Source organism: Actinomadura physcomitrii (assembly GCF_008923205.2).
Classification (GTDB): Bacteria; Actinomycetota; Actinomycetes; order Streptosporangiales; family Streptosporangiaceae; genus Spirillospora; species Spirillospora physcomitrii.
Map to the genome: position 1 here is coordinate 14,216 of NZ_WBMS02000047.1, position 20,480 is coordinate 34,695.

Genomic DNA, 20,480 nt, shown 5'->3' on the forward strand with positions numbered 1-20,480 from the left:
GGCCGGGCAGCTCGTCCGGCGACGCGATGCGGGGCACGTCCAGGCAGGTGACCCAGAAGATCTCCGGGTCCGGCTGGGCCGCGCGGGGCTCCGGGCTTCCGGTCATGTGAAGATCCCCGCCTCGGCGAGGGCGCGCGCGGCCTCCACGACGGACGCGCGCCGGCGCGCGAGGGCGACGTCGTCGTCGTCCTCGTCCAGGACGAGCCGGCGCAGCTGCGGGACGGCGAAGTTCCACGCGACGAGGCCGAGGACGGTGAAGATCCGGTCCTGCGCGACGCGGGTGCCCTCCGCGCCGGGCCGAGCCCGGACGACCCCGGTGGCCTGGATCTCGCGGACTCTCGCGCGGTAGTCCTCGCGGCGCTCTGCCTCGCCCTGGACCTCGCCGCGGCCTTCCAGGGCCTCCCAGAGCACCAGCCGGACCAGCTCGGGGTGGTCCCGGTACCAGTCGAACAGCCGGCCGACCCCTTCGGCGAAGTCTCCGGGGCGGAGGTCGGCGCCGTGGCAGATCTCGTCGACCTTGCACCGCACGACCTCGCCGAACAGCTTCTCCTTGCCGCCGAAGTACAGGTAGATGGCCTGCTTGTTGGCGCGGGCCGCCGACGCGATGCGCTCGATGCGGGCTCCGGCCAGCCCGTGCGCGGCGAACTCGGCCGTGGCGGCGGCGAAGATCCGCCGCCGGGTGGCCTCCGCGTCGTAGCTCATGGCCTGAATTAAACCACCCGGTTGACTTTGCGGCCCGCGATGGTCCAGGGTGAGGGCTAAACCAACCAGATGTTTTATTTGAGGAGGATGCGATGGCCACCACCGAGGCGCCCATCCCGGTCCGCTCGCCGCTGCCGCAGGGCCTCGCCGGGCAGACCGCCGTCGTCATCGGCGGCAGCTCCGGCATCGGCCTGGCCGCCGGCGCGATGCTGGCCTCGCTCGGCGCGCGGGTCGTGCTGACCGGGCGCGACAAGGCCCGGCTGGACGCCGCCGTCGAGCGCGCCCGCGCGGCGGGCTCGGGCGCCGAGGTCCTGGGCGTCGCGGGCGACGCCGCCGACGACACCGCGATCGAGGAGACCTTCGACCGCGCCGGCACCGTCGACCACGTCCTGCTCACCGCGGGCAGCATGGCCGGCCCCACGCCGATCACCGAGCTCACCCGGGACGCCGCGAGCGAGGCGTTCGAGGGGCGGGTGTGGGCGGCGCTCGCCGCCGCGCGCGCCGCGGTGCCGCGGATGCGCGCGGGCGGATCGATCACCCTGACGTCCGGCGGCCTGGTGTCCCGGCCGCGGCCCGGCATGACGCTGATCGCGACCGTCGGCGGCATCGAGACGCTCACCCGCGCCCTGGCCGTGGAGCTGGCGCCGCGCCGGCTGCGCGCGAACACCGTCCGCTACGGGATGTTCGACACCCCGCTGGCGCGCGGCGCGCTGGGCGCCGGTGCGGACCCGGCGGGGGACGAGGCCGTCGCGAAGGCCGGGCTGCAGATGCCGCTCGGCCGCCTCGGGACCCCCGACGAGGCCGCGTCCGCCGTGCTGTTCCTCATGGCGAACCCGTACATGACCGGCGAGATCCTCACCATCGACGGCGGCCAGGGCCTCTGACCGCCCGGACCCCTCGCAGGCGGGCCGCAAGGAGAACCGGTAGGTCCCGCGGTGGCCGGTTTGCGACCATCCGGATGTGGACTTCGCCGGAGATTTCGAGACGCACGTGACCGTCCATCCCGCCGCCGGAGCGGTCGCGGGGTGGGCGGCGGCGCGCGGCCTGAAGTTCGTCCACATCGTCCTGGACCGCGGCCGGGTGGCGTCGCAGCCGATGCTGACGCTGCGCACCCGCGGCACGCTCGCCGGCGCCCTCGCCGCCGCCCGTACCGTCGCCGACCTGCGCGCGGACGGGTTCGAAGCGACGCGGGTGAAGGTCGAAGCGGCGCGTGGAACGCGGGCGTCCCCGCCGACGACGCCGACGCGCTCGGCCCCGCGTACTACTTCGAGCATCGCCTGCGTGGAGGGGCCCCTGACCGGTGTCCGGTTCCGGTCAGGGGCCCGTTGGGCTCGGCCGCGCTCAGGGGACGCCGGGAGGGCGCGTCCCGGGGAGCCGCGTCAGCCGAGGCCGTTCCTGATGGCGGTGATCAGCTCGCCGCCCGCGGTGTCGCCGCTCAGCTCCCAGATGAAGGCGCCGCCGAGGCCCTGGTCCTTGGCGTAGGCCATCTTCCCGCCGATCGTGGCCGGGGTGTCGTAGCTCCACCATTCGCTGCCGCACTTGGCGTAGGCGGTGCCGCCGACGGTGCCGGTCGCCGGGCACTTGCCCTTGAGGACCTTGTAGTCCTCGATGCCCGCCTCGTAGGTGCCGGGCGCGGCGCCGGTCGCGGTGCCGCCCGGTGCGGACTGGGTGACGCCCGTCCAGCCCCGGCCGTAGAAGCCGATGCCGACCAGCAGCTTGCCCGCCGGCACGCCCTTGGCCTTCAGCTTGGCGATGGTGTCGGAGGTGTTGAAGCCCGCGTGCGGGATGCCCGGGTAGGACGTCAGCGGCGAGTGCGGCGCCGTCGGGCCCTGCGCGTCCCACGCGCCGAAGTAGTCGTAGGTCATCGGGTCGAACCAGTCGACGTACTGGGCGGCGCCCGCGTAGTCGGTGACGTCCATCTTGCCGCCGTCGCTCGCGTCGGCGGTGATCGCGGCCGTCACCAGGTTGCCCGACCCGAACTTCGCGCGCAGCGCGGCCATCACCTTCTTGAACGCGTCCGGGCCGCTGGTGTCGCAGGAGAGCCCGCAGGCGTTCGGGTACTCCCAGTCGATGTCGATGCCGTCGAACACGTCCGCCCAGCGCGGGTCCTTGACCAGGTTGTAGCAGGAGTCGGCGAACGCCGCGGGGTTCGCGGCGGCCTGCCCGAACCCGCCGGACCAGGTCCAGCCGCCGAACGACCAGAGGACCTTCAGGTTCGGGTACTTCTTCTTCAGTTTGCGGAGCTGGTTGAAGCTGCCGGCGACGGGCTGGTCCCAGGTGTCGGCGACGCCGTCGACGCTGTTGGCGGCGGTGTAGGTCTGCTGGTAGTCGGCGTAGGCGTCGCCGATGGCGCACTGGCCGTTGGTGACGTTGCCGAACGCGTAGTTGAGATGGGTGAGCTTGGCGGCGGAGCCGCTGGTGTCGATGTTCTTGACGTAGTAGGCGCGCTGGTAGACGCCCCAGTCGGTGAAGTAGCCGACGACCTTGTTCCCGCCGCCGGGGTTCCCGCCGCCGTCGTCGGTGGTGACCGACACGGCGCCGGACGCGGCGGACACGTTGCCGGCGGCGTCGTGCGCCTTGACGGTGAAGCTGTAGGCGGTCTTGGCGGACAGGCCCGACACGGTCGCGCTGGTGCCGGTGACGGTGGCGGCCTTGGTGGCGCCGTTGTACACGTCGTAGCCGGTGACGCCGACGTTGTCCGTTGACGCGTTCCACGCCAGCGACACGCTCGTGGCGGTCTTGGACGTCGAGTGCAGGTTCCCGGGAGCGGTGGGGGCCTGGGTGTCCTGCTGCGGGGTGCCGGAACCGTCGCAGGCGGCGCCGTTCACCGTGCAGCCGGTCAGCCAGCCGGAGCCGGTGCCGTCGAAGCCGAAACTCGTGGTCGCGCCGGCCGCGACTGTACCGTTCCAACTCGCGTTGGCGAAGGTGTAGTGGGCGCCGGAGACGGTCTTCGTCGCGTTCCACACCGTGGTGATGGAGGTGCCGACCGGCAGGTCGGCCTCGACCTTCCAGCCGCTGATCGCGGCGCCCGTCCCGTTGCTGATCGTGCAGTTGCCCTCGAAGCCGGTGCCCCAGTCCGAGGTCTTGGCGCACGTGGCCGTCACCGTGCCCGCCGCGGGCGCCGGTGGCGCCGCGAGCAGGGACGTCGCGAGTGCGAGGGTGGCCGCGGCGGCGAGCGCGACGGCCCGCCTTCCGTCCGGTCTGGACATGATTCTCCGTTCGTCCGTGCCCCCGAACCAACAGGAATCCCCGCTCTTTCTCTTAGGAAAGTTTCCTAAGAAATTGGAGTGATGGTAACCGCGCGGACACGGCCGTTCAAGCCCTCCGGAACGGCGACCGGACCGGGGTCCTGGTGGTCTGGGCGCCTGCCTGGGGACGTACGGGACGGCGCGCCGGAGAAAGGCCGGAACGCGGGTTCAGGACGTCCCGAACCAGCCCGGCATGTCCAGGTGCCACAGGTCGTCCGGCGTCATCGCGCGCAGGGTGCCTTCCAGGGCGCGCACCTGGTCGGCGCCGAGCCGCCGCACCCAGTCGTCGCGGATCCGGTCGAAGATCCGCGCGGACCGCACCAACGCGTCGACGCCGCGGGCGGTCAGCCGGACGATCTTGCGCCGGGCGTCGGCCGGGTCGGCGGTGCGCTCGACGTAGCCGATCCGCTCCAGCGACTCGACCATCTTGCCCGCGGCCTGCTTGGACACGCCGAGCCGGCGGCCGAGCTCGACGGCCGTCGTGCCGTGCGGGCCGATCGCCTGGAAGACGAAGCCGTGCATCGGCCGCATGTCGGGATGGCCCTGGCGGGCGATCTCGGCGTGCAGGTCATCGATGATCACCTGGAACGCCAGCAGCAGCCGTAGCGGCAGCTCGAAGCCGGGCGGATCGGTCGGAGCGCTTGACATGAAAGACAACCTCGTTGACTATATGGACAACCATATTGACCAATCTACGGGATGGGGACCATGACCCTCGTACGCAACGCCGACAACCGCCGCACCGAGACGCCGAACGGCGTCATGACCACCTTCGCGACGCCCACCCAGGGCGGCACCGAGGGCATCGCCGTCTGGCGCGTCGACGCCACGCCCGGCCGGACCGGCCCGCTGCACGCCTTCGACACCGAGCAGGTGTGGACGTTCCTCGACGGCGCCGCCACCGTCGACCTCGACGGCCGCAAGCTGGAGGTCGGCCCCGGCGACACCGTCGTCCTGCCCGCCGACCTGCGCCGCCAGGTGACCGCGTCCGCCGACGGCTTCACCGCCGTCGTCGCCGCCCGCGCCGGCTGCCTCGTCTACGACCCCGACGCGGTCGTCGACGCGTCGAAGTGCCACCTCGCGCCGCAGGGGGACGAGCGCCTCGTCCCGCCGTGGGCCCGGTGACCGCACGGTCGCCCGGGCGGGCTCAGCCGCCGAGATAGGCCAGGACCGCGAGCACGCGGCGGTTGTCGTCCTCCGACGGCGGCAGCCCGAGCTTGCCGAAGATGTTGTTCGTGTGCTTGCTGATCGCCTTCTCGGTCACGAACAGCTTCGCGGCGATCGCCGCGTTCGAGCGGCCCTCGGCCATCAGCCCGAGCACCTCGCGCTCGCGGGGGGTCAGCCGCTGCAGCGGCTCCTCGCGGGCGTGCCGGGTGAGCAGTTGGGCCACGACGTCCGGATCCAGCGCGGTGCCGCCGTCCGCGACCCGCCGCACCGCCTCCACGAACTGCTTGACGTCCGACACCCGGTCCTTCAGCAGGTACCCGATACCGCCCGAGCCGCCCGACAGCAGCTCCCGCGCGTACAGCTGCTCCACGTGCTGCGACAGCACCAGCACCGGCAGCCCCGGCACCTGCTCGCGCGCCTCCAGCACCGCCCGCAGCCCCTCGTCGGTGAACGTCGGCGGCAGCCGGACGTCCACCACCGCGACGTCCGGGCGGTGCGAGGTCAGCGCCCGCAGCAGCGACGGCCCGTTGTCCACCGCCTCCACGACCTCGAAGCCGAACGCCCCGAGCAGCCTGATCAGCCCGTCCCTGAGGAGGGCGAGGTCCTCGGCGATGACAACGCGCACGGCAGCTCCATGGTCACGACGGTCGGCCCGCCGGGCGGGCTCGTCACGGCCATCGTCCCATCGAAGGCCGCGAGCCTGCGCTCGATGCCGCCCATGCCGCTCCCCGCCGCGGGGTCCGCGCCGCCCGTCCCGTCGTCCCCGATGATCATAATCAGCCGGTCGCCGGAATGCTCGATCTGGAGCCACGCCCGCCGCGCCCGGGAGTGCTTGACCACGTTCGCCAGCATCTCCGCGACCGCGAAGTACGCCGCCGACTCCACCGGCGCCTCGAGCCTTCCCCGGCCGGCCGGCCCGCCTCCCGGCCGCCCGGAAAGGTCGATGCGCACCTCCACGGGCAGCGGCAGCGTCAGCGCCAGAGCTCGCACCGCCCCGTCCAGGCCCCGTTCGGCCAGCACCGGCGGATGGATGCCCCGGACCAGGTCGCGCAGCTCCGTCAGCGCCGTCCCGCTGGACTCGCGGGCCTCGGCGAGCAGCTTCGCCGCCATCTCCGGGTCATGCTTCATCATCTCCTCCGCCAGCCCGATGCTCATGCTCAGCGCCACCAGCCGGGCCTGCGCGCCGTCGTGCAGGTCCCGCTCGATGCGGCGCAGCTCCGCCGCGGACGCGTCCACCGTCTCCGACCGCGACTCCGCGAGCTGCTCGACCCGCGCGGCGAGCGCGGCCCGCGTCGGCGCCAGCAGCGACTGGCCGAACAGCGCGTGCGCCTTCAGGAAGAAGGGCCCCACTGGGCCGCCCACCGCGACCAGCGCCGCGCCCAGCACGACCGACCCGGCGATCCCGGCCGCGCCCCAGTCCTCCAGCGGCCAGAACGGCCCCCACCCGTAGCCGCTGATCAGCGCCAGCCACGGCGCGAGGAACACGCCCTCCAGCCCGTACACCGCCAGCCCGCCCGCGAGCACCCCGAGCACCAGCGCGACCGGCACGTTCAAAATCGTCCACACCAGGTCGCGCCAGGACGCGGGGTCGGCCAGCAGCCACCTCAGCCGCCGCCACGGATTCGCCGCGCCCGCCGGCTCCGGCCGGTACGGGCTGGGGATCGCCACCCCCGACCACTCGGCCGCCCACGTCCGCTGCTGGTCGGCGACCGACCGGATCGCCTGGAACACCACCGGCGCCAGGACGACGCCGACGCCCAGCGGGATGAACGCGATCGACAGCACCGCCAGGATGAACAGCGGCAGGTTCACCGTGAACGCCACCACGATCTGCACGACCGCGCGGAACAGATTCGGGTACAAGGAGGTCAGGACGCGGCGCCCGTACGCGCGCAGTGGCTCGCTCACCATGTCCTCCAAGCAGTCGCCATAGCGGTGGATCTCCACCATTGTGGTCGAGCGCGTCCCAGGGCTCGGTGGTGCTGGACCCACTCTTCAACGGCCGGAGAGGTGGTGCTGGACCTACCGTCATTCGAGCGGTGACAAGACAAGCGGCCCCGATCCCTGGACAATGCACAGGCGATACCCAGGGGAGAAAGCGAATCCAAGCTGTGACAGCGACCATCAGCCAGACGTCCGCCGGCCGGGAGGGCGACGAGCCCTCCATCCGGCCCATCACCGAGCGCATCGCCGAGGAGATCGGCGTCCGCGAGGGCCAGGTGCGGGTCGCCGTGGACCTGCTCGACGGCGGGGCGACCGTCCCGTTCATCGCCCGCTACCGCAAGGAGGCGACCGGCGCGCTCGACGACGCGCAGCTGCGCGCGCTGGAGGAGCGGCTCCGCTACTTGCGCGAGCTGGACGAGCGCCGCGCCGCGATCCTGGAGTCGATCGAATCGCAGGGCAAGCTCACCGGCGAGCTGCGCGCGCAGATCATGGCCGCCGACGCCAAGGCCCGACTGGAGGACATCTACCTCCCGTACAAGCCGAAGCGCCGCACCAAGGCGCAGATCGCCCGCGAGGCCGGCCTCGAACCGCTCGCCGAACTGCTGCTGGACGACCCGTCCCGCGACCCGCGGGCCGAGGCCGCCGCCTACGTCGACGCCGAGAAGAACGTCGCCGACGAGGCCGCCGCGCTGGAGGGCGCCCGCGCCATCCTCGTCGAACGGTTCGCCGAGGACGCCGACCTCATCGGTGCCCTGCGCGAGCGCATGTGGAACCAGGGCCGCATGGTGTCCCGGGTCCGCGACGGCAAGCAGGAGGCGGGCGCGAAGTTCGCCGACTACTTCGAGTTCGCCGAGCCGTTCGCCAAGCTGCCCTCGCACCGCGTCCTCGCGCTGTTCCGCGGCGAGAAGGAGGAGGTCCTCGACCTCGACCTGGAGCCGGAGGACGCGCCCGAGGACCCGGCCGCCCGCAGCTCCTACGAGGCGGAGATCGCGCGCCGCTTCGGCATCGCCGACCAGGGCCGCCCCGCCGACAAGTGGCTGGCCGACGCCGTCCGCTGGGCCTGGCGGACGCGGATCCTCGTGCACCTCGGCATCGACCTGCGCACCCGGCTGCGGCAGGAGGCCGAGGACGAGGCCGTCCGGGTGTTCGCCGCGAACCTGCGCGACCTGCTGCTCGCCGCGCCCGCCGGCACCCGCGCGACCATGGGCCTGGACCCGGGCCTGCGCACCGGCGTGAAGGTCGCCGTCGTCGACGCCACCGGCAAGGTCGTCGCGACCGACACCGTCTACCCGCACGAGCCGCGGCGCAACTGGGACGAGTCGATCGAGACGCTCGCGCGCCTGGCCCGCGAGCACAAGGTCGACCTGGTCTCCATCGGCAACGGCACGGCGTCCCGCGAGACCGACAAGCTCGCCGCCGACCTGATCGCCCGGCACCCCGACCTGAAGCTCACCAAGATCATGGTGTCGGAGGCGGGCGCGTCGGTGTACTCGGCGTCGGAGTACGCGGGCCGCGAGCTGCCCGGCATGGACGTCTCGCTGCGCGGCGCCGTGTCCATCGCCCGCCGCCTGCAGGACCCGCTCGCCGAACTGGTGAAGATCGACCCGAAGTCGATCGGCGTCGGCCAGTACCAGCACGACGTGTCGGAGGTGAAGCTGTCGCGCTCCCTCGACGCCGTCGTCGAGGACTGCGTGAACGCCGTCGGCGTGGACGTCAACACCGCGTCCGCGCCGCTGCTCACCCGCGTGTCCGGCATCGGCGAGGGCCTCGCGGACAACATCGTCGCCCACCGCGACGCCAACGGCCCGTTCCGCAGCCGCTCCGGGCTCAAGGAGGTGCCGCGGCTCGGCCCGAAGGCGTTCGAGCAGTGCGCGGGCTTCCTGCGCATCCCCGGCGGCGACGACCCGCTCGACGCCTCCAGCGTGCACCCCGAGTCGTACCCCGTCGTGCGCCGCATCCTGGACGCGGCCGGCAGCGACATCAAGGGCCTCATCGGCAACACCGCCGTGCTTCGCTCGCTGAAGCCCGCCGAGTTCGTCGACGACGTCTTCGGGCTGCCGACCGTCACCGACATCCTCGCCGAGCTGGAGAAGCCCGGCCGCGACCCGCGCCCGGCGTTCAGGACGGCGACCTTCAAGGAGGGCGTCGACAAGATCTCCGACCTCGAGCCCGGGATGCTGCTGGAGGGCGTCGTCACCAACGTCGCCGCGTTCGGCGCGTTCGTGGACGTCGGCGTCCACCAGGACGGGCTCGTCCACATCTCCGCGATGTCGGACAGGTACGTCGAGGACCCGCGCGAGGTCGTCAAGCCCGGCGACATCGTCCGGGTGAAGGTCCTGGACGTCGACCTGCAGCGCAAGCGGATCTCGCTCACGCTGCGGCTGGACGACGAGCCGGGCCGCGACCGGCGGGGCGGCCGCGGCGGCGACGCCCGCGACCGCGACCAGCGCCGTCCCGGCCGCGGCGGCGGCCAGGGCGGTCAAGGCGGCCAGAGCGGCGGACGCGGCAAGGGCGGCGGCCGCAACCAGGGTCAAGGCCAGAGGCAGGGCCAGGGCGGCGGACGCGGCCGGTCCGGGCAGGGCGGCTTCTCCGGCGGCGGCGCGATGGCGGACGCGCTCCGCCGCGCCGGCCTCGACAAGGGCCTGCCCGGCGGCGACCGCAAGTCCCGCTGAACCGTCCCGCCTCTTCAGCGGACCTTCATACGCGGCGGGCCGCCGTCACCGGACTTCCGGTGGCGGCGGCCCCTGCCGTTTCATGACGCGCCGTTCATGACGCGCCGTTCGTGACGCGCCGGGCGGTCAGCGGCCGGTCCCGCGCCAGCGGCCGTCCGACCCCGTCTCGGTGTGGTGCTCCGGCGCGGGGGAGCGGCGCGGATCCGGCGCGGGCCGCCGCGGCGAACCGCCCTGCGGCGGGTTCGGCAGGTTGTACGGCCCCGTGCCCAGCGGGTCCTGCGCGTACGGGCTGCGCTGCGGCGGCACCCGGGGCGGAGGCTGCGGCGCGCCGAGCTGCGGCCCGCCGAGCACCGGCCCGCCCACCGCGGGCCCGCCGAACGGGTCCTGGTGCGCGTCGAGGGGCTCCTCGCGCGGGCGCTCGTCCTCCTCGACCGGCCGGTGCCGGGGGAACTGCAGGACGGCGACCGCGCCGAGCAGCAGCGCGCCGAACCGCATCGCCGAGTGCCCCATGTCCTTCGGCCACGCCTCCGCGTACATGAAGGTGCCCATGGTGAGCAGGTACGACTTGGCGGCCACCGTCATCACGGTCGCTACGATCGACACCCGGCAGCGCTGGAACGCCATCACCATGATCCCGAAGCCGATCGCCGCCGCGAACACCGTCAGGTACGGCCAGGGCGTCGTGGCGATCCGCAGGCTGGTGGCGTGCGCGTCGTCGCTCCAGCCCTTGATCGCCAGCTCGGCGGTGCCGACCGGGAACCCGGAGCTCAGCCCGTAGGCGATGCCGGTGACGGGACGGGCGTGCCGGCCGTCCGGCCGGTAGTCGCCGAGCACCAGGATCAGCACCGGCACCAGCACCGCCGGCGCCACCACCACCGCGATCTTCCACAGCGGCACGTCGGCCGACCGGATCGGCTCGTGGCCGCTGATGGACGCGGTGAGCAGCAGGATCGCGGCGGCGATCAGCAGCAGGCTGAGCCACTCGCGGACGGTGAGCCGCTCGCCGAAGAAGACCATCGCGATCAGCAGCAGCGGCACGACGCCGGACATGAAGATCGGCACCGCGGTGGACAGCGGGAGCTTCCCGAGCGCCACGATCTGCAGGCTGAGGCCGCCGAGCACGATGGCGAGGGCGATGAGGAAGATCCAGTTGCTCACGATCGTCCAGATCATGTGCAGGATGCGGTTGCCCCGGACAGGGGCCATCCGGTCCGCCGCCAGCTTGAAGACGGCGAACCCCAGGTAGTACAGACCGGTCGCGCTGAAGGCCGCGGCTATCCCGTTCATCCCGGACGAGTATGGGGGCAAGAGTGCCAAATGTCACTGCCCGTACGGGATTGTTGACAGCGATTCGCCGGTCCAAGCCGATCGAAGCGCACCGCGATGTCCGCAGACGCCGCCGCTACCCCATAGACTTGGCGCGCGAGGGCGCGGAGCCGCATCTCGGCATGCCCGCGCCCGCGAAGACCGACCGGCTGAGAAGACGCAGACGGGCAGCGGCACTGAGGCCGCCTGCGTCGAGGCCGGGCGCTCGCAGGCAGGAAAGAGCACGCGTCGAACGCCGCGGCCGAGACAGCGCCCGATCAAGGAGACCTACCCCAGTGAAGACCGATGTCGAGGAGCTGACCCCCACCCGGGTCAAGCTCACCGTCGAGGTTCCGTTCGACGAGCTCAAGCCGAACCTCGACAAGGCGTACAAGGAGATCTCGCAGCAGGTGCGGATCAAGGGCTTCCGGCCCGGCAAGGTCCCCGCCCCGCTGATCGACAAGTACGTCGGCCGGGGTGCGGTCCTGCAGGAGGCGGTCAACGACGCGCTTCCCGAGCTGTACGGCCGCGCCGTCGAGGAGACCGAGATCTTCGTCCTCGGCCAGCCGGAGGTCGAGGTGACGGAGCTGAACGACGGCTCCCAGTTCGCCTTCACCGCCGAGGTCGACATCCGGCCGAAGTTCGAGGTGCCGGACTACGACGGCATCGAGGTCGTCGTCGACGACGCCGAGGTGACCGACGAGCAGGTCGATGAGACCGTCGGCAACCTGCGCGAGCGGTTCGCGTCGCTGACCACCGCCGAGCGCGCCGTCGAGGAGGGCGACTTCGCCACCGTCGACCTGGTCGCCAGGATCGACGGCGAGGAGATCGAGGACGCCTCCACCACCGGCTACTCCTACGAGGTCGGCAGCAAGTCCGCCATCGAGGGCCTGGACGACGCCCTCGTCGGCCTGTCCGCCGGCGAGGACAAGACCTTCACCGGCACCCTGGTCGGCGGCGAGCACGCCGGCGAGGAAGCCGAGATCACCGTCACGGTGCAGAGCGTCAAGGTGAAGAACCTGCCCGAGCTGGACGACGAGTTCGCCCAGCTCGCCAGCGAGTTCGACACCATCGAGGAGCTGCGCGAGGACGTCCGCACGCGGCTCGGCCGGCAGGTGAAGCTGCAGCAGCTGTCCGAGGCGCGCGACAAGGCCCTCGAGGCGCTGCTGGAGAAGATCGACATCCCGCTGCCCGAGAAGGTGGTGGAGGAGGAGATCAGCCGCCGCAACCAGCAGCTGGAGCAGCAGCTCCAGATGGCGGGGATGGCCAAGGAGGACTACCTCAAGGACGAGGAGAAGTCCGAGGAGGAGTTCGACACCGAGGTCGCCGACGCGGCCCGGCTCGCCGTCAAGGGCGGCTTCGTCCTCGACCAGCTCGCCGTCCAGGAGGAGCTGGGCGTCGAGAACGAGGAGCTCAGCGAGTACGTCGTCACGCAGGCCATGCAGATGGGCGTGGCGCCGCAGCAGCTCGCCGAGTACCTCACCCAGAACAACCAGCTCCCGGCGATCGTGTCGGAGGTGCTGCGCAGCAAGGCGCTGAACCTCGTGGTCGAGCACGTCACGATCAAGGACGAGTCCGGCAACGTGATCGACGTGGAGGCCGTGCAGCGCGAGCTGAACGGCGAGACCGCCGAGACCGCCGAGGGCGACGCCGCCGAGGCCGAGGAGGCCGCCGAGGAGACCCCCGCGGAGACGGCTGAGGCCGCCGCTGAGGAGGCCCCCGCCGCCGAGGCCGAGAAGGACGACGCCAAGTAGGCCCGTCACGTCCAGGACGCTCTGAGCGTTCCCGACACGCCCCGCACCCGCGCTCCGGGTGCGGGGCGTGTCGCGTTCGCGGAGATCGTCCATACCTCGCGGAGGCGTGGGTACGCCCCTGGCGAAAAGGCGGCCCCCTGGGCGTGAACGGGGTCGTGAGCGCGTTACTGTCCAAGCATCCGAACCGATTAAAAGGACCGGAGGAACACCCGGTGAGCATGCCTCCGACTTTCGACGAGTCGTCGCGGATCCAGGCGCGGGTGGCCGAGGCGCCCCTGCTGCCCCTGGGCGACCAGCTGTTCCAGCGGCTGCTGCGCGAGCGCATCGTCTTCCTCGGCCAGCAGGTCGACGACGACATCGCCAACCGCATCTGCGCCGAGCTCCTGCTGCTGTCGGCCGAGGACGGCCGCCGCGACATCACGCTCTACATCAACTCGCCAGGCGGCTCCGTCACCGCCGGCATGGCGATCTACGACATCATGCAGTACGTCCCGAACGACATCGTCACGGTCGGGATGGGGCTGGCCGCCTCGATGGGCCAGTTCCTGCTGTGCGCGGGCACCACGGGCAAGCGCTACGCCCTGCCGCACGCCCGGATCATGATGCACCAGCCGTCCGGCGGCATCGGCGGCACCGCCTCCGACATCAAGATCCAGGCCGAGCAGATGCTGTACGTCAAGAAGACGCTCGCCGAGAAGATCTCCGCGCACACCGGCCAGCCGCTCGACCAGATCGAGCGCGACTCCGACCGGGACCGCTGGTTCACCGCCGACGAGGCCAAGGACTACGGGTTCGTCGACCACGTCGTCCTCAGCGCCAACCAGGTGCCCTCCGAGGGCCCCGTCTCCTGACGACCTGAACACCTAATCGGAGGCACACAGTGAGCGACCTCATCCGACCCGGCTTCAGCGATCTGGTCCGGCCCGGCGTCCAGGCGGGCGGGTCCCCGATGCCGGTCGACGGCCGGTACATCATCCCCTCCTTCGTCGAGCGCACCACGTACGGGGTCAAGGAGATGAACCCGTACAACAAGCTCTTCGAGGAGCGGATCATCTTCCTCGGCGTGCAGATCGACGACGCGTCCGCCAACGACGTGATGGCCCAGCTGATCACGCTGGAGTCGATCGACCCCGACCGCGACATCAGCATCTACATCAACTCGCCCGGCGGCTCGTTCACCGCGATGACGGCGATCTACGACACGATGCAGTTCGTCAAGCCCGACATCCAGACGGTCTGCATCGGCCAGGCCGCCTCCGCCGCCGCCGTCCTGCTCGGCGCCGGCACGCCGGGCAAGCGGGCGGCGCTGCCCAACTCGCGGATCCTGATCCACCAGCCCGCGACCGAGGGCACCTACGGCCAGTCCAGCGACATCGAGATCCAGGCCCGCGAGATCATGCGGATCCGCGAGCTGCTCGAGACGATCCTGGCCGAGCACAGCGGCAAGCCCATCGAGGAGGTCCGCCGCGACATCGAGCGCGACAAGATCCTCACCGCCGACGAGGCCAAGGAGTACGGTCTCATCGACGACGTCTTCGCCAGCAGGAAGCGCAAGGCAGAGGTAGTGTCGTCCTGAGGACGTAGGACGCGGGAGTCCCGAGCCCGGTGGCCATACTTCCGGGCGAGGGGCTTACCAAGTCCGTTGGAGGCGGTAACGTCGAGTCCAACGTCGAGAGCCCTCGGGACGCCAGGACGCCGCGCCGCACCCTCTCAGACGGGCGGCCCCACGAAAAGGAGACAGTTGGGTGGCACGCATCGGCGACGGTGGTGATCTGCTCAAGTGCTCGTTCTGCGGGAAGAGCCAGAAGCAGGTCAAGAAGCTCATCGCGGGTCCGGGCGTGTACATCTGCGACGAGTGCATCGATCTCTGCAACGAGATCATCGAGGAGGAGCTCTCCGAGACCTCCGACCTGAAGTGGGACAACCTGCCCAAGCCGCGGGAGATCTACGAGTTCCTGGACTCCTACGTCATCGGGCAGGAGACGGCGAAGAAGGCGCTGTCGGTCGCCGTCTACAACCACTACAAGCGGATCCAGTCGGGTGACGTGGGCCGGGACGACCAGGTCGAACTGGGCAAGTCCAACATCCTGCTGCTCGGCCCGACCGGATCCGGCAAGACGCTGCTCGCGCAGACGCTCGCCAAACTCCTCAACGTCCCGTTCGCCATCGCGGACGCCACGGCGCTGACGGAGGCCGGATATGTCGGCGAGGATGTCGAGAACATCCTCCTGAAACTGATCCAGGCGGCCGACTACGACGTCAAGAAGGCCGAGACCGGGATCATCTACATCGACGAGGTCGACAAGATCGCCCGCAAGAGCGAGAACCCGTCGATCACCCGGGACGTCTCGGGCGAGGGCGTCCAGCAGGCGCTGCTGAAGATCCTGGAGGGCACCACCGCGAGCGTCCCGCCGCAGGGCGGCCGCAAGCACCCGCACCAGGAGTTCATCCAGATCGACACCACGAACGTGCTGTTCATCTGCGGCGGCGCGTTCGCCGGCCTGGAGAAGATCGTCGAGTCCCGGGTGGGCAAGCAGGGCATGGGCTTCGGCGCCCAGATCCGCTCCAAGTCCGACTTCGAGGAGTCCTCGGCGGTGCTCGGCGACGTCATGCCGGAGGATCTGCTGAAGTTCGGCATGATCCCCGAGTTCGTCGGCCGGCTCCCGGTGATCACCTCGGTGCACAACCTGGACCGGGAAGCGCTGATCAACATCCTGACCGAGCCGAAGAACGCGCTGGTGCGCCAGTACCACCGCCTCTTCGAGCTGGACGGGGTCGACCTGGAGTTCACCGACGACGCCCTCGAGGCGATCGCCGACCAGGCCATCCTGCGCGGCACCGGCGCCCGCGGCCTCCGCGCGATCATGGAGGAGGTCCTGCTGTCGGTGATGTACGAGGTGCCGAGCCGGCAGGACGTCGCGCGCGTGGTCATCACCCGCGAGGCGGTCCTGGAGCACGTCAACCCGACCCTCGTCCCACGCGACCGCCCCAAGCGTGAACCGCGCGAGAAGAGCGCCTAGCACGCCCGCGAACGCCCCCGCCCACCGCGCCGGGGGCGTTCCCGCGTTTCAGAACCTCATGCAGCGACCCGAGCCTGCATGCGGGCGCGTTATCTGACCGGTGGGGCGAAGCCGAAGGCGAGCCCCACCGGGAAGCTCGCGAAGCGAGTTCGCGCTCGCCCAAGCACGGTCAAGGGCCGAGCCGCTAGGCGAGGCTCTTGGGCCGGGGTTGTGGAAACACAGCCCCTAGGCGAGGCCCTTGGGCCGGGGTTGTGGAGACTCAGCCGCCGAGACCGGCTTCGCGGGCGAGGACGATGGCCTGGGCGCGGTCGGCGACGTGCAGCTTCATGAAGATGTTCGACACGTGGTTGCGGACGGTCTTCTGGCTCAGGAACAGCGTCGCGGCGATCTCGGGGTTGCTGCGGCCCTGCGCGATCAGCTCGAGGACCTCCCGTTCCCGCTCGGTGAGCTGCGGGAACGCGGCCTGCCGCGGGTCGGGCATGTCGGTGAAGTAGGCGAGGACGCGGCGGGCGATCTCCGGCCCGTAGATGGCCTCGCCCGCCGCGACGGCCTTCACCGCGCGCGCGATCTCCTCGGCGCCGGACTCCTTCAGCAGGTAGCCGCGGGCGCCCGCGCGCATCGCGTTGAACACCGAGTCGTCGTCGCGGAACATCGTCAGCACGAGCACGCCGATGCGGGGGCTGGTGCGGGTGATGGTCCGGGTGGCCTCGATGCCGTTGCCGCCGGGCATGTGCAGGTCCATCACGACGACGTCGGGCTGCAGTTCGGCGGCCATCCGGACGGCGTCCGGGCCGCATTCGGCCTCGCCGACGACCTCGACGCCCAGTGCCTGCAGCAGGCCCTTCAGGCCCTGCCGGAACACCGGGTGGTCGTCGGTGATGAGGACCCGGATCGCGTCCGTCATCGGCGGCCTCCGCTCAACCTGCTCAGGGGTGCCCGTTGCGGTGTCCGGGCGGAGCATGATGGTACCCGGCGGCGCCGGGGGCGGGCAGCGGCAGCCGCGCCGACACCACGGTCCCGCCGCCGGGCCGGGACGTGACGGTGCAGCCGCCGCCGATCTCCGCGGCCCACTCCTTCATCGCGGCCATCCCGCGGCGCGGTCGCGGGCGGTCGCCGTTGCGGGCGCCGTCCGGCAGCCCCGGGCCGGAGTCGGCGACCATCACGTGCAAGTCGGCGTCGCGGCGCAGCAGCACCATCGCGGTGCTGTCGGGCGCGTGCAGCCGGACGTTCGTCAGCGCTTCCTGGACGATCCGGTACGCGGCGACCTCCACGGCGGCGGGCAGTTCGGCGGGCCCGCCGTCGAAGCGGACGTCGACGCGTTCGGCGCAGCCCTCGGCGAACGACTCGATGGCGGCGACGAGGCCGAGGTCGTCCAGCGCGGGCGGGCGCAGGCCGTGCGCGAGGTCGCGGATCTCGCCGACGGCGGTGGCGAGCCGGTCGCGCACGTCGGCGAGCAGCGGGTCCATCCGCTCGGGCTCGCCGGCGAGGGTGATGCGCGCCGCGTCCAGCGACATGGCGAGGCTGGCGAGGGTGGGGCCGAGGCCGTCGTGCAGGTCGTGGCGGAGTCGGCGGCGCTCCTCCTCCCGGCTGGCGAGGATCCGCTCGCGGGAGCGCTGCAGGTCGCGGGTGAGGCGCACGAGGTGGGGGATCGCCGCGGCGTGCGCCGCGACGGCTCCGGCGACGAACGCGCCGGCCAGCGCGGCGGTGCGCCCCAGTACCGCTCGCATCCCTTCCCACTCCCTTCGCCCCCGATGTCGCGGCGTGTCGGCATCACCCTTTCTTCGGGGGCGACCCGGTGTCAGGTGACCTGTGTCCCGAACACGGCGGGAAAACGCTCTCTGGGGCCGGTGCGGGCCGGTCCGCGGCGCCGCCGGGCTGCGCGGGGCGGGCGGCGCGGGGCGGGCCGTGGGACCGCCGCGGTCCCCGTAGAATCGTTGGCCGTGACACAGCCCAGCACTGAGCGCGGCCACGGGGCCGCCGCGGACGTCGACCTGCCCACCCAGTACCGACCGGCCGATGTCGAGGGCCGGCTCTACGAGCGGTGGGTATCGGCCGGGCTGTTCACCGCCGACCCGGCCCGCGACCCGTCGCGTCCCGCGTACTCGATCGTGATCCCGCCGCCGAACGTGACCGGTTCGCTGCACATGGGGCACGCCCTCGACCACTCCATCCAGGACACGCTGATCAGGCGCCGCCGGATGCAGGGGCATGAGACGGCGTGGATCCCCGGCATGGACCACGCGGGCATCGCGACGCAGAACGTCGTGGAGCGGGAGCTGGCCAAGGAGGGCCTGTCCCGGCACGACCTCGGCCGCGAGGCGTTCGTCGACCGGGTGTGGAAGTGGAAGGCCGAGTCCGGCGGCCGGATCCTCGGCCAGATGCGCCGCCTCGGCGACTCCGTCGACTGGACGCGCGAGGCGTTCACGATGGACGACCACCGCGCCCGCGCCGTCCGGACGATCTTCAAGCGGCTGTTCGACGACGGCCTGATCTACCGGGCCGAGCGCATCATCAACTGGTGCCCGCGCTGCCTGACCGCGCTGTCGGACATCGAGGTCGAGCACGAGGACGTGGACGGCGAGCTCGTCTCGATCCGGTACGGGTCGGGCGACGACGAGATCGTCGTGGCGACCACGCGGGCGGAGACGATGCTCGGCGACACCGCCGTCGCCGTCCACCCGGACGACGCCCGGTACGCGCACATGGTCGGCCGCGAGATCGAGCTGCCGCTGACCGGCCGCCGCATCCCGGTCGTGGCGGACGAGCACGTCGACCCCGCGTTCGGCACCGGCGCCGTCAAGGTGACCCCGGCGCACGACCCGAACGACTTCGAGATCGGCCGCCGGCACTCGCTGCCGTCGATGTCGGTGATGGACGAGCGCGGCGTGGTCACCGCGCCCGGCCCGTTCGAGGGCCTGGACCGGTTCGAGGCGCGCCCGGCGGTCGTCGCGGCGCTACGCGAGCAGGGCCGGATCGTCAAGGAGATCCGCCCGTACGAGCACTCGGTCGGGCACTGCCAGCGCTGCTCCACGGTGGTGGAGCCGCGGGTGTCGCTGCAGTGGTTCGTGAAGGTGGGGCCGCTGGCGAAGGCGGCGGGCGACGCGGTCCGCGACGGGCGGGTGGCGATCCATCCGCCGGAGATGGCGTCCCGCTACTTCGAGTGGGTCGACAACATGCACGACTGGTGCATCAGCCGGCAGCTGTGGTGGGGGCACCGCATCCCGGTCTGGTACGGCCCGGACGGCGAGACCGCCTGCCCGGGCCCGGACGAGGAGCCGCCCGCCGGCTGGACGCAGGACGGCGACGTCCTCGACACCTGGTTCTCCTCGGCGCTATGGCCGTTCTCCACGCTCGGCTGGCCCGACAAGACCCCCGATCTGGAGCGCTTCTACCCGACGTCGGTGCTGGTCACCGGCTACGACATCCTGTTCTTCTGGGTCGCCCGGATGATGATGTTCGGGCTGTACGCGATGGACGGCGTGCAGCCGTTCGCGACCATCGCGCTGCACGGGATGGTCCGCGACCAGCACGGCAAGAAGATGTCGAAGTCGTTCGGCAACGTCGTCGACCCGCTGGACTGGATCGACCGGTACGGCGCGGACGCGACCCGGTTCACGCTGCTGCGCGGCGCGAACCCGGGCGGCGACGTCCCGGTCGCGGAGGAGTGGGCGCAGGGCTCGCGCAACTTCTGCAACAAGCTGTGGAACGCGACCCGGTTCGCGATGATCAACGGTGCGCACGTGCGCGGCGAGGTCCCGGCCGAGCTGTCGACGGTGGACGCGTGGATCCTGTCGCGGCTGCACGCGGTCATCGCCGAGGTGGACGCTCAGCTGGAGTCCTACGACTTCGCCAAGGCGTGCGAGACGCTGTACCACTTCGCGTGGGACGAGGTGTGCGACTGGTACGTGGAGCTGGCGAAGGTGCAGCTCGCCGACGAGCGCGCCGATGCGACACGGCGCGTCCTCGGCGAGGTCCTGGACAACCTGCTGCGGCTGCTGCACCCGGTGATCCCGTTCGTCACCGAGGAGCTGTGGACCTCGCTGACCGGGGCCGAGACGATCGTGACCGCGTCCTGGCCGTCCGCCGACGCCGCGCGCGCCGACCGCGGCGCCGAGACGGTCGTGGAGTCGCTGCAGCGGCTCGTCACCGAGGTCCGCCGGTTCCGCGCCGACCAGGGGCTCAAGCCGGGCCAGAAGGTCGCCGCCGCGCTGGAGTGGGGCGGGTCGCCGCTCGCCGCGCACGAGGAGGGCGTCCGCGCCCTGCTGCGGCTGACCGCGCCGGGCGACGGCTTCGCGGCCACCGCGTCGCTGCCGGTCGAGGGCGTCACCGTCCGGCTGGACACCGCCGGGGTCATCGACGTCGCGGCCGAGCGCAAGCGGCTCGACAAGGATCTCGCGGCGGCCCGCAAGGAGGCCGACCAGGCGCGGCGCAAGCTCGGCAACGAGGCGTTCATGGCGAAGGCGCCCGAGGCGGTCGTCGCCAAGAACCGCGACCGGCTGGCGCAGGCGGAGGCCGCCATCGCGCGGCTGGAGGCGCAGCTCGGCGCGCTGCCGCCGGCCTGAGCGCGGCGCGCCATGCGGCGGGCCCGGCCGGGCCCGGCGCGGCCTGCCGCGAACGGTCGGCACCGGCCCGGCCGCCCGGTTACGATCCGGGTGATCCGCGGGCTTT

At 71.9% G+C, this 20,480-nt stretch carries 17 protein-coding genes; 9 read left to right on the forward strand and 8 right to left on the reverse strand.

The features are described 5' to 3' along the window. Positions 1-102: 102 nt before the first annotated feature. Entirely contained in the window at positions 103-702 is a 600-nt protein-coding gene (locus F8568_RS38690) for a TetR family transcriptional regulator (protein ID WP_151598594.1), read from the reverse strand. Between the two features lie 92 nt (positions 703-794). Here F8568_RS38690 and F8568_RS38695 point away from each other — a divergent pair, with 92 nt between their 5' ends. Together F8568_RS38695 and F8568_RS38700 are read left to right on the forward strand one after the other, a co-directional pair. Continuing rightward, positions 795-1,586, forward strand: coding sequence for an SDR family NAD(P)-dependent oxidoreductase (locus F8568_RS38695; RefSeq protein WP_151598595.1), 792 nt, complete (start codon positions 795-797; stop codon positions 1,584-1,586). 76 nt (positions 1,587-1,662) lie between these two features. After that, positions 1,663-2,184 carry a hypothetical protein gene (locus tag F8568_RS38700; protein ID WP_151598596.1) on the forward strand — a complete coding sequence of 174 codons (522 nt, stop codon included), beginning with the start codon at positions 1,663-1,665 and terminating at the stop codon, positions 2,182-2,184. Here F8568_RS38700 and F8568_RS38705 read toward each other — a convergent pair. Continuing rightward, positions 2,082-3,911: a glycoside hydrolase family 18 chitinase gene (locus F8568_RS38705; RefSeq protein WP_151598597.1), complete on the reverse strand. Its 1,830-nt coding sequence runs from the start codon at positions 3,909-3,911 to the stop codon at positions 2,082-2,084. The genes F8568_RS38700 and F8568_RS38705 overlap by 103 nt on opposite strands. A 207-nt stretch (positions 3,912-4,118) precedes the next feature. Continuing rightward, the gene (locus F8568_RS38710) at positions 4,119-4,598 is read right to left on the reverse strand and encodes a MarR family winged helix-turn-helix transcriptional regulator (protein ID WP_151598598.1); all 480 of its coding nucleotides are present in this window, start codon (positions 4,596-4,598) and stop codon (positions 4,119-4,121) included. A gap of 60 nt (positions 4,599-4,658) precedes the next feature. Here F8568_RS38710 and F8568_RS38715 point away from each other — a divergent pair, with 60 nt between their 5' ends. Beyond that, a complete protein-coding gene (locus F8568_RS38715) occupies positions 4,659-5,075 on the forward strand; it encodes a cupin domain-containing protein (RefSeq protein ID WP_151598599.1) in 417 nt (138 codons plus the stop codon). A gap of 22 nt (positions 5,076-5,097) precedes the next feature. On the opposite strand, the gene F8568_RS38720 is transcribed toward F8568_RS38715, so the two are convergent. Both F8568_RS38720 and F8568_RS38725 read right to left on the reverse strand, forming a co-directional pair. Then, positions 5,098-5,742: a LuxR C-terminal-related transcriptional regulator gene (locus tag F8568_RS38720; protein ID WP_151598600.1), complete on the reverse strand. Its 645-nt coding sequence runs from the start codon at positions 5,740-5,742 to the stop codon at positions 5,098-5,100. Next, entirely contained in the window at positions 5,694-7,028 is a 1,335-nt protein-coding gene (locus F8568_RS38725) for a sensor histidine kinase (protein ID WP_151598601.1), read from the reverse strand. The genes F8568_RS38720 and F8568_RS38725 overlap by 49 nt, the downstream gene beginning before the upstream one ends. 254 nt (positions 7,029-7,282) lie before the next feature. Between F8568_RS38725 and F8568_RS38730 the strand changes: the two genes are divergently transcribed. After that, positions 7,283-9,733 carry a Tex family protein gene (locus F8568_RS38730; RefSeq protein WP_328601215.1) on the forward strand — a complete coding sequence of 817 codons (2,451 nt, stop codon included), beginning with the start codon at positions 7,283-7,285 and terminating at the stop codon, positions 9,731-9,733. Positions 9,734-9,859: 126 nt separating this feature from the next. Here F8568_RS38730 and F8568_RS38735 read toward each other — a convergent pair whose 3' ends face one another. Further along, on the reverse strand, positions 9,860-11,020 hold the full coding sequence (locus tag F8568_RS38735; protein WP_151598603.1) for a hypothetical protein: 1,161 nt from the start codon (positions 11,018-11,020) through the stop codon (positions 9,860-9,862). Positions 11,021-11,334: 314 nt separating this feature from the next. Here F8568_RS38735 and tig point away from each other — a divergent pair, with 314 nt between their 5' ends. From tig to clpX, 4 genes are all read left to right on the forward strand, one after another. After that, positions 11,335-12,792, forward strand: a complete 1,458-nt coding sequence (tig, locus tag F8568_RS38740) for a trigger factor (RefSeq protein ID WP_151598604.1) — start codon at positions 11,335-11,337, stop codon at positions 12,790-12,792. Positions 12,793-13,010: 218 nt separating this feature from the next. Beyond that, entirely contained in the window at positions 13,011-13,643 is a 633-nt protein-coding gene (locus F8568_RS38745; RefSeq protein ID WP_151598632.1) for a ClpP family protease, read from the forward strand. A 98-nt stretch (positions 13,644-13,741) separates the two neighbouring features. Continuing rightward, entirely contained in the window at positions 13,742-14,368 is a 627-nt protein-coding gene (locus tag F8568_RS38750; RefSeq protein ID WP_151598633.1) for an ATP-dependent Clp protease proteolytic subunit, read from the forward strand. A 169-nt stretch (positions 14,369-14,537) separates the two neighbouring features. Continuing rightward, positions 14,538-15,812 (forward strand): ATP-dependent Clp protease ATP-binding subunit ClpX, encoded by a 1,275-nt coding sequence (gene clpX / locus F8568_RS38755; protein WP_151545781.1) that lies wholly within the window; start codon positions 14,538-14,540, stop codon positions 15,810-15,812. A gap of 259 nt (positions 15,813-16,071) precedes the next feature. On the opposite strand, the gene F8568_RS38760 is transcribed toward clpX, so the two are convergent. Beyond that, entirely contained in the window at positions 16,072-16,716 is a 645-nt protein-coding gene (locus F8568_RS38760; protein WP_151598605.1) for a response regulator, read from the reverse strand. Positions 16,717-16,738: 22 nt separating this feature from the next. Next, the gene (locus F8568_RS38765; protein WP_151598606.1) at positions 16,739-17,539 is read right to left on the reverse strand and encodes a sensor histidine kinase; all 801 of its coding nucleotides are present in this window, start codon (positions 17,537-17,539) and stop codon (positions 16,739-16,741) included. Positions 17,540-17,752: 213 nt separating this feature from the next. Here F8568_RS38765 and F8568_RS38770 point away from each other — a divergent pair, with 213 nt between their 5' ends. Then, on the forward strand, positions 17,753-20,374 hold the full coding sequence (locus F8568_RS38770; RefSeq protein WP_151598607.1) for a valine--tRNA ligase: 2,622 nt from the start codon (positions 17,753-17,755) through the stop codon (positions 20,372-20,374). Positions 20,375-20,480: the final 106 nt, after the last annotated feature.

Excerpts from the sequence above, each read along its gene's own strand:
- F8568_RS38760 (WP_151598605.1), bottom strand. The coding sequence starts at position 16,716 with ATGACGGACGCGATCCGGGTCCTCATCACCGACGACCACCCGGTGTTC.
- F8568_RS38735 (WP_151598603.1), bottom strand. The coding sequence starts at position 11,020 with ATGAACGGGATAGCCGCGGCCTTCAGCGCGACCGGTCTGTACTACCTG.
- F8568_RS38710 (WP_151598598.1), bottom strand. The coding sequence starts at position 4,598 with ATGTCAAGCGCTCCGACCGATCCGCCCGGCTTCGAGCTGCCGCTACGG.
- F8568_RS38695 (WP_151598595.1), top strand. The coding sequence starts at position 795 with ATGGCCACCACCGAGGCGCCCATCCCGGTCCGCTCGCCGCTGCCGCAG.
- F8568_RS38705 (WP_151598597.1), bottom strand. The coding sequence starts at position 3,911 with ATGTCCAGACCGGACGGAAGGCGGGCCGTCGCGCTCGCCGCCGCGGCC.
- F8568_RS38690 (WP_151598594.1), bottom strand. The coding sequence starts at position 702 with ATGAGCTACGACGCGGAGGCCACCCGGCGGCGGATCTTCGCCGCCGCC.
- F8568_RS38715 (WP_151598599.1), top strand. The coding sequence starts at position 4,659 with ATGACCCTCGTACGCAACGCCGACAACCGCCGCACCGAGACGCCGAAC.
- F8568_RS38745 (WP_151598632.1), top strand. The coding sequence starts at position 13,011 with ATGCCTCCGACTTTCGACGAGTCGTCGCGGATCCAGGCGCGGGTGGCC.
- F8568_RS38725 (WP_151598601.1), bottom strand. The coding sequence starts at position 7,028 with ATGGTGAGCGAGCCACTGCGCGCGTACGGGCGCCGCGTCCTGACCTCC.
- F8568_RS38750 (WP_151598633.1), top strand. The coding sequence starts at position 13,742 with ATGCCGGTCGACGGCCGGTACATCATCCCCTCCTTCGTCGAGCGCACC.
- F8568_RS38765 (WP_151598606.1), bottom strand. The coding sequence starts at position 17,539 with ATGCGAGCGGTACTGGGGCGCACCGCCGCGCTGGCCGGCGCGTTCGTC.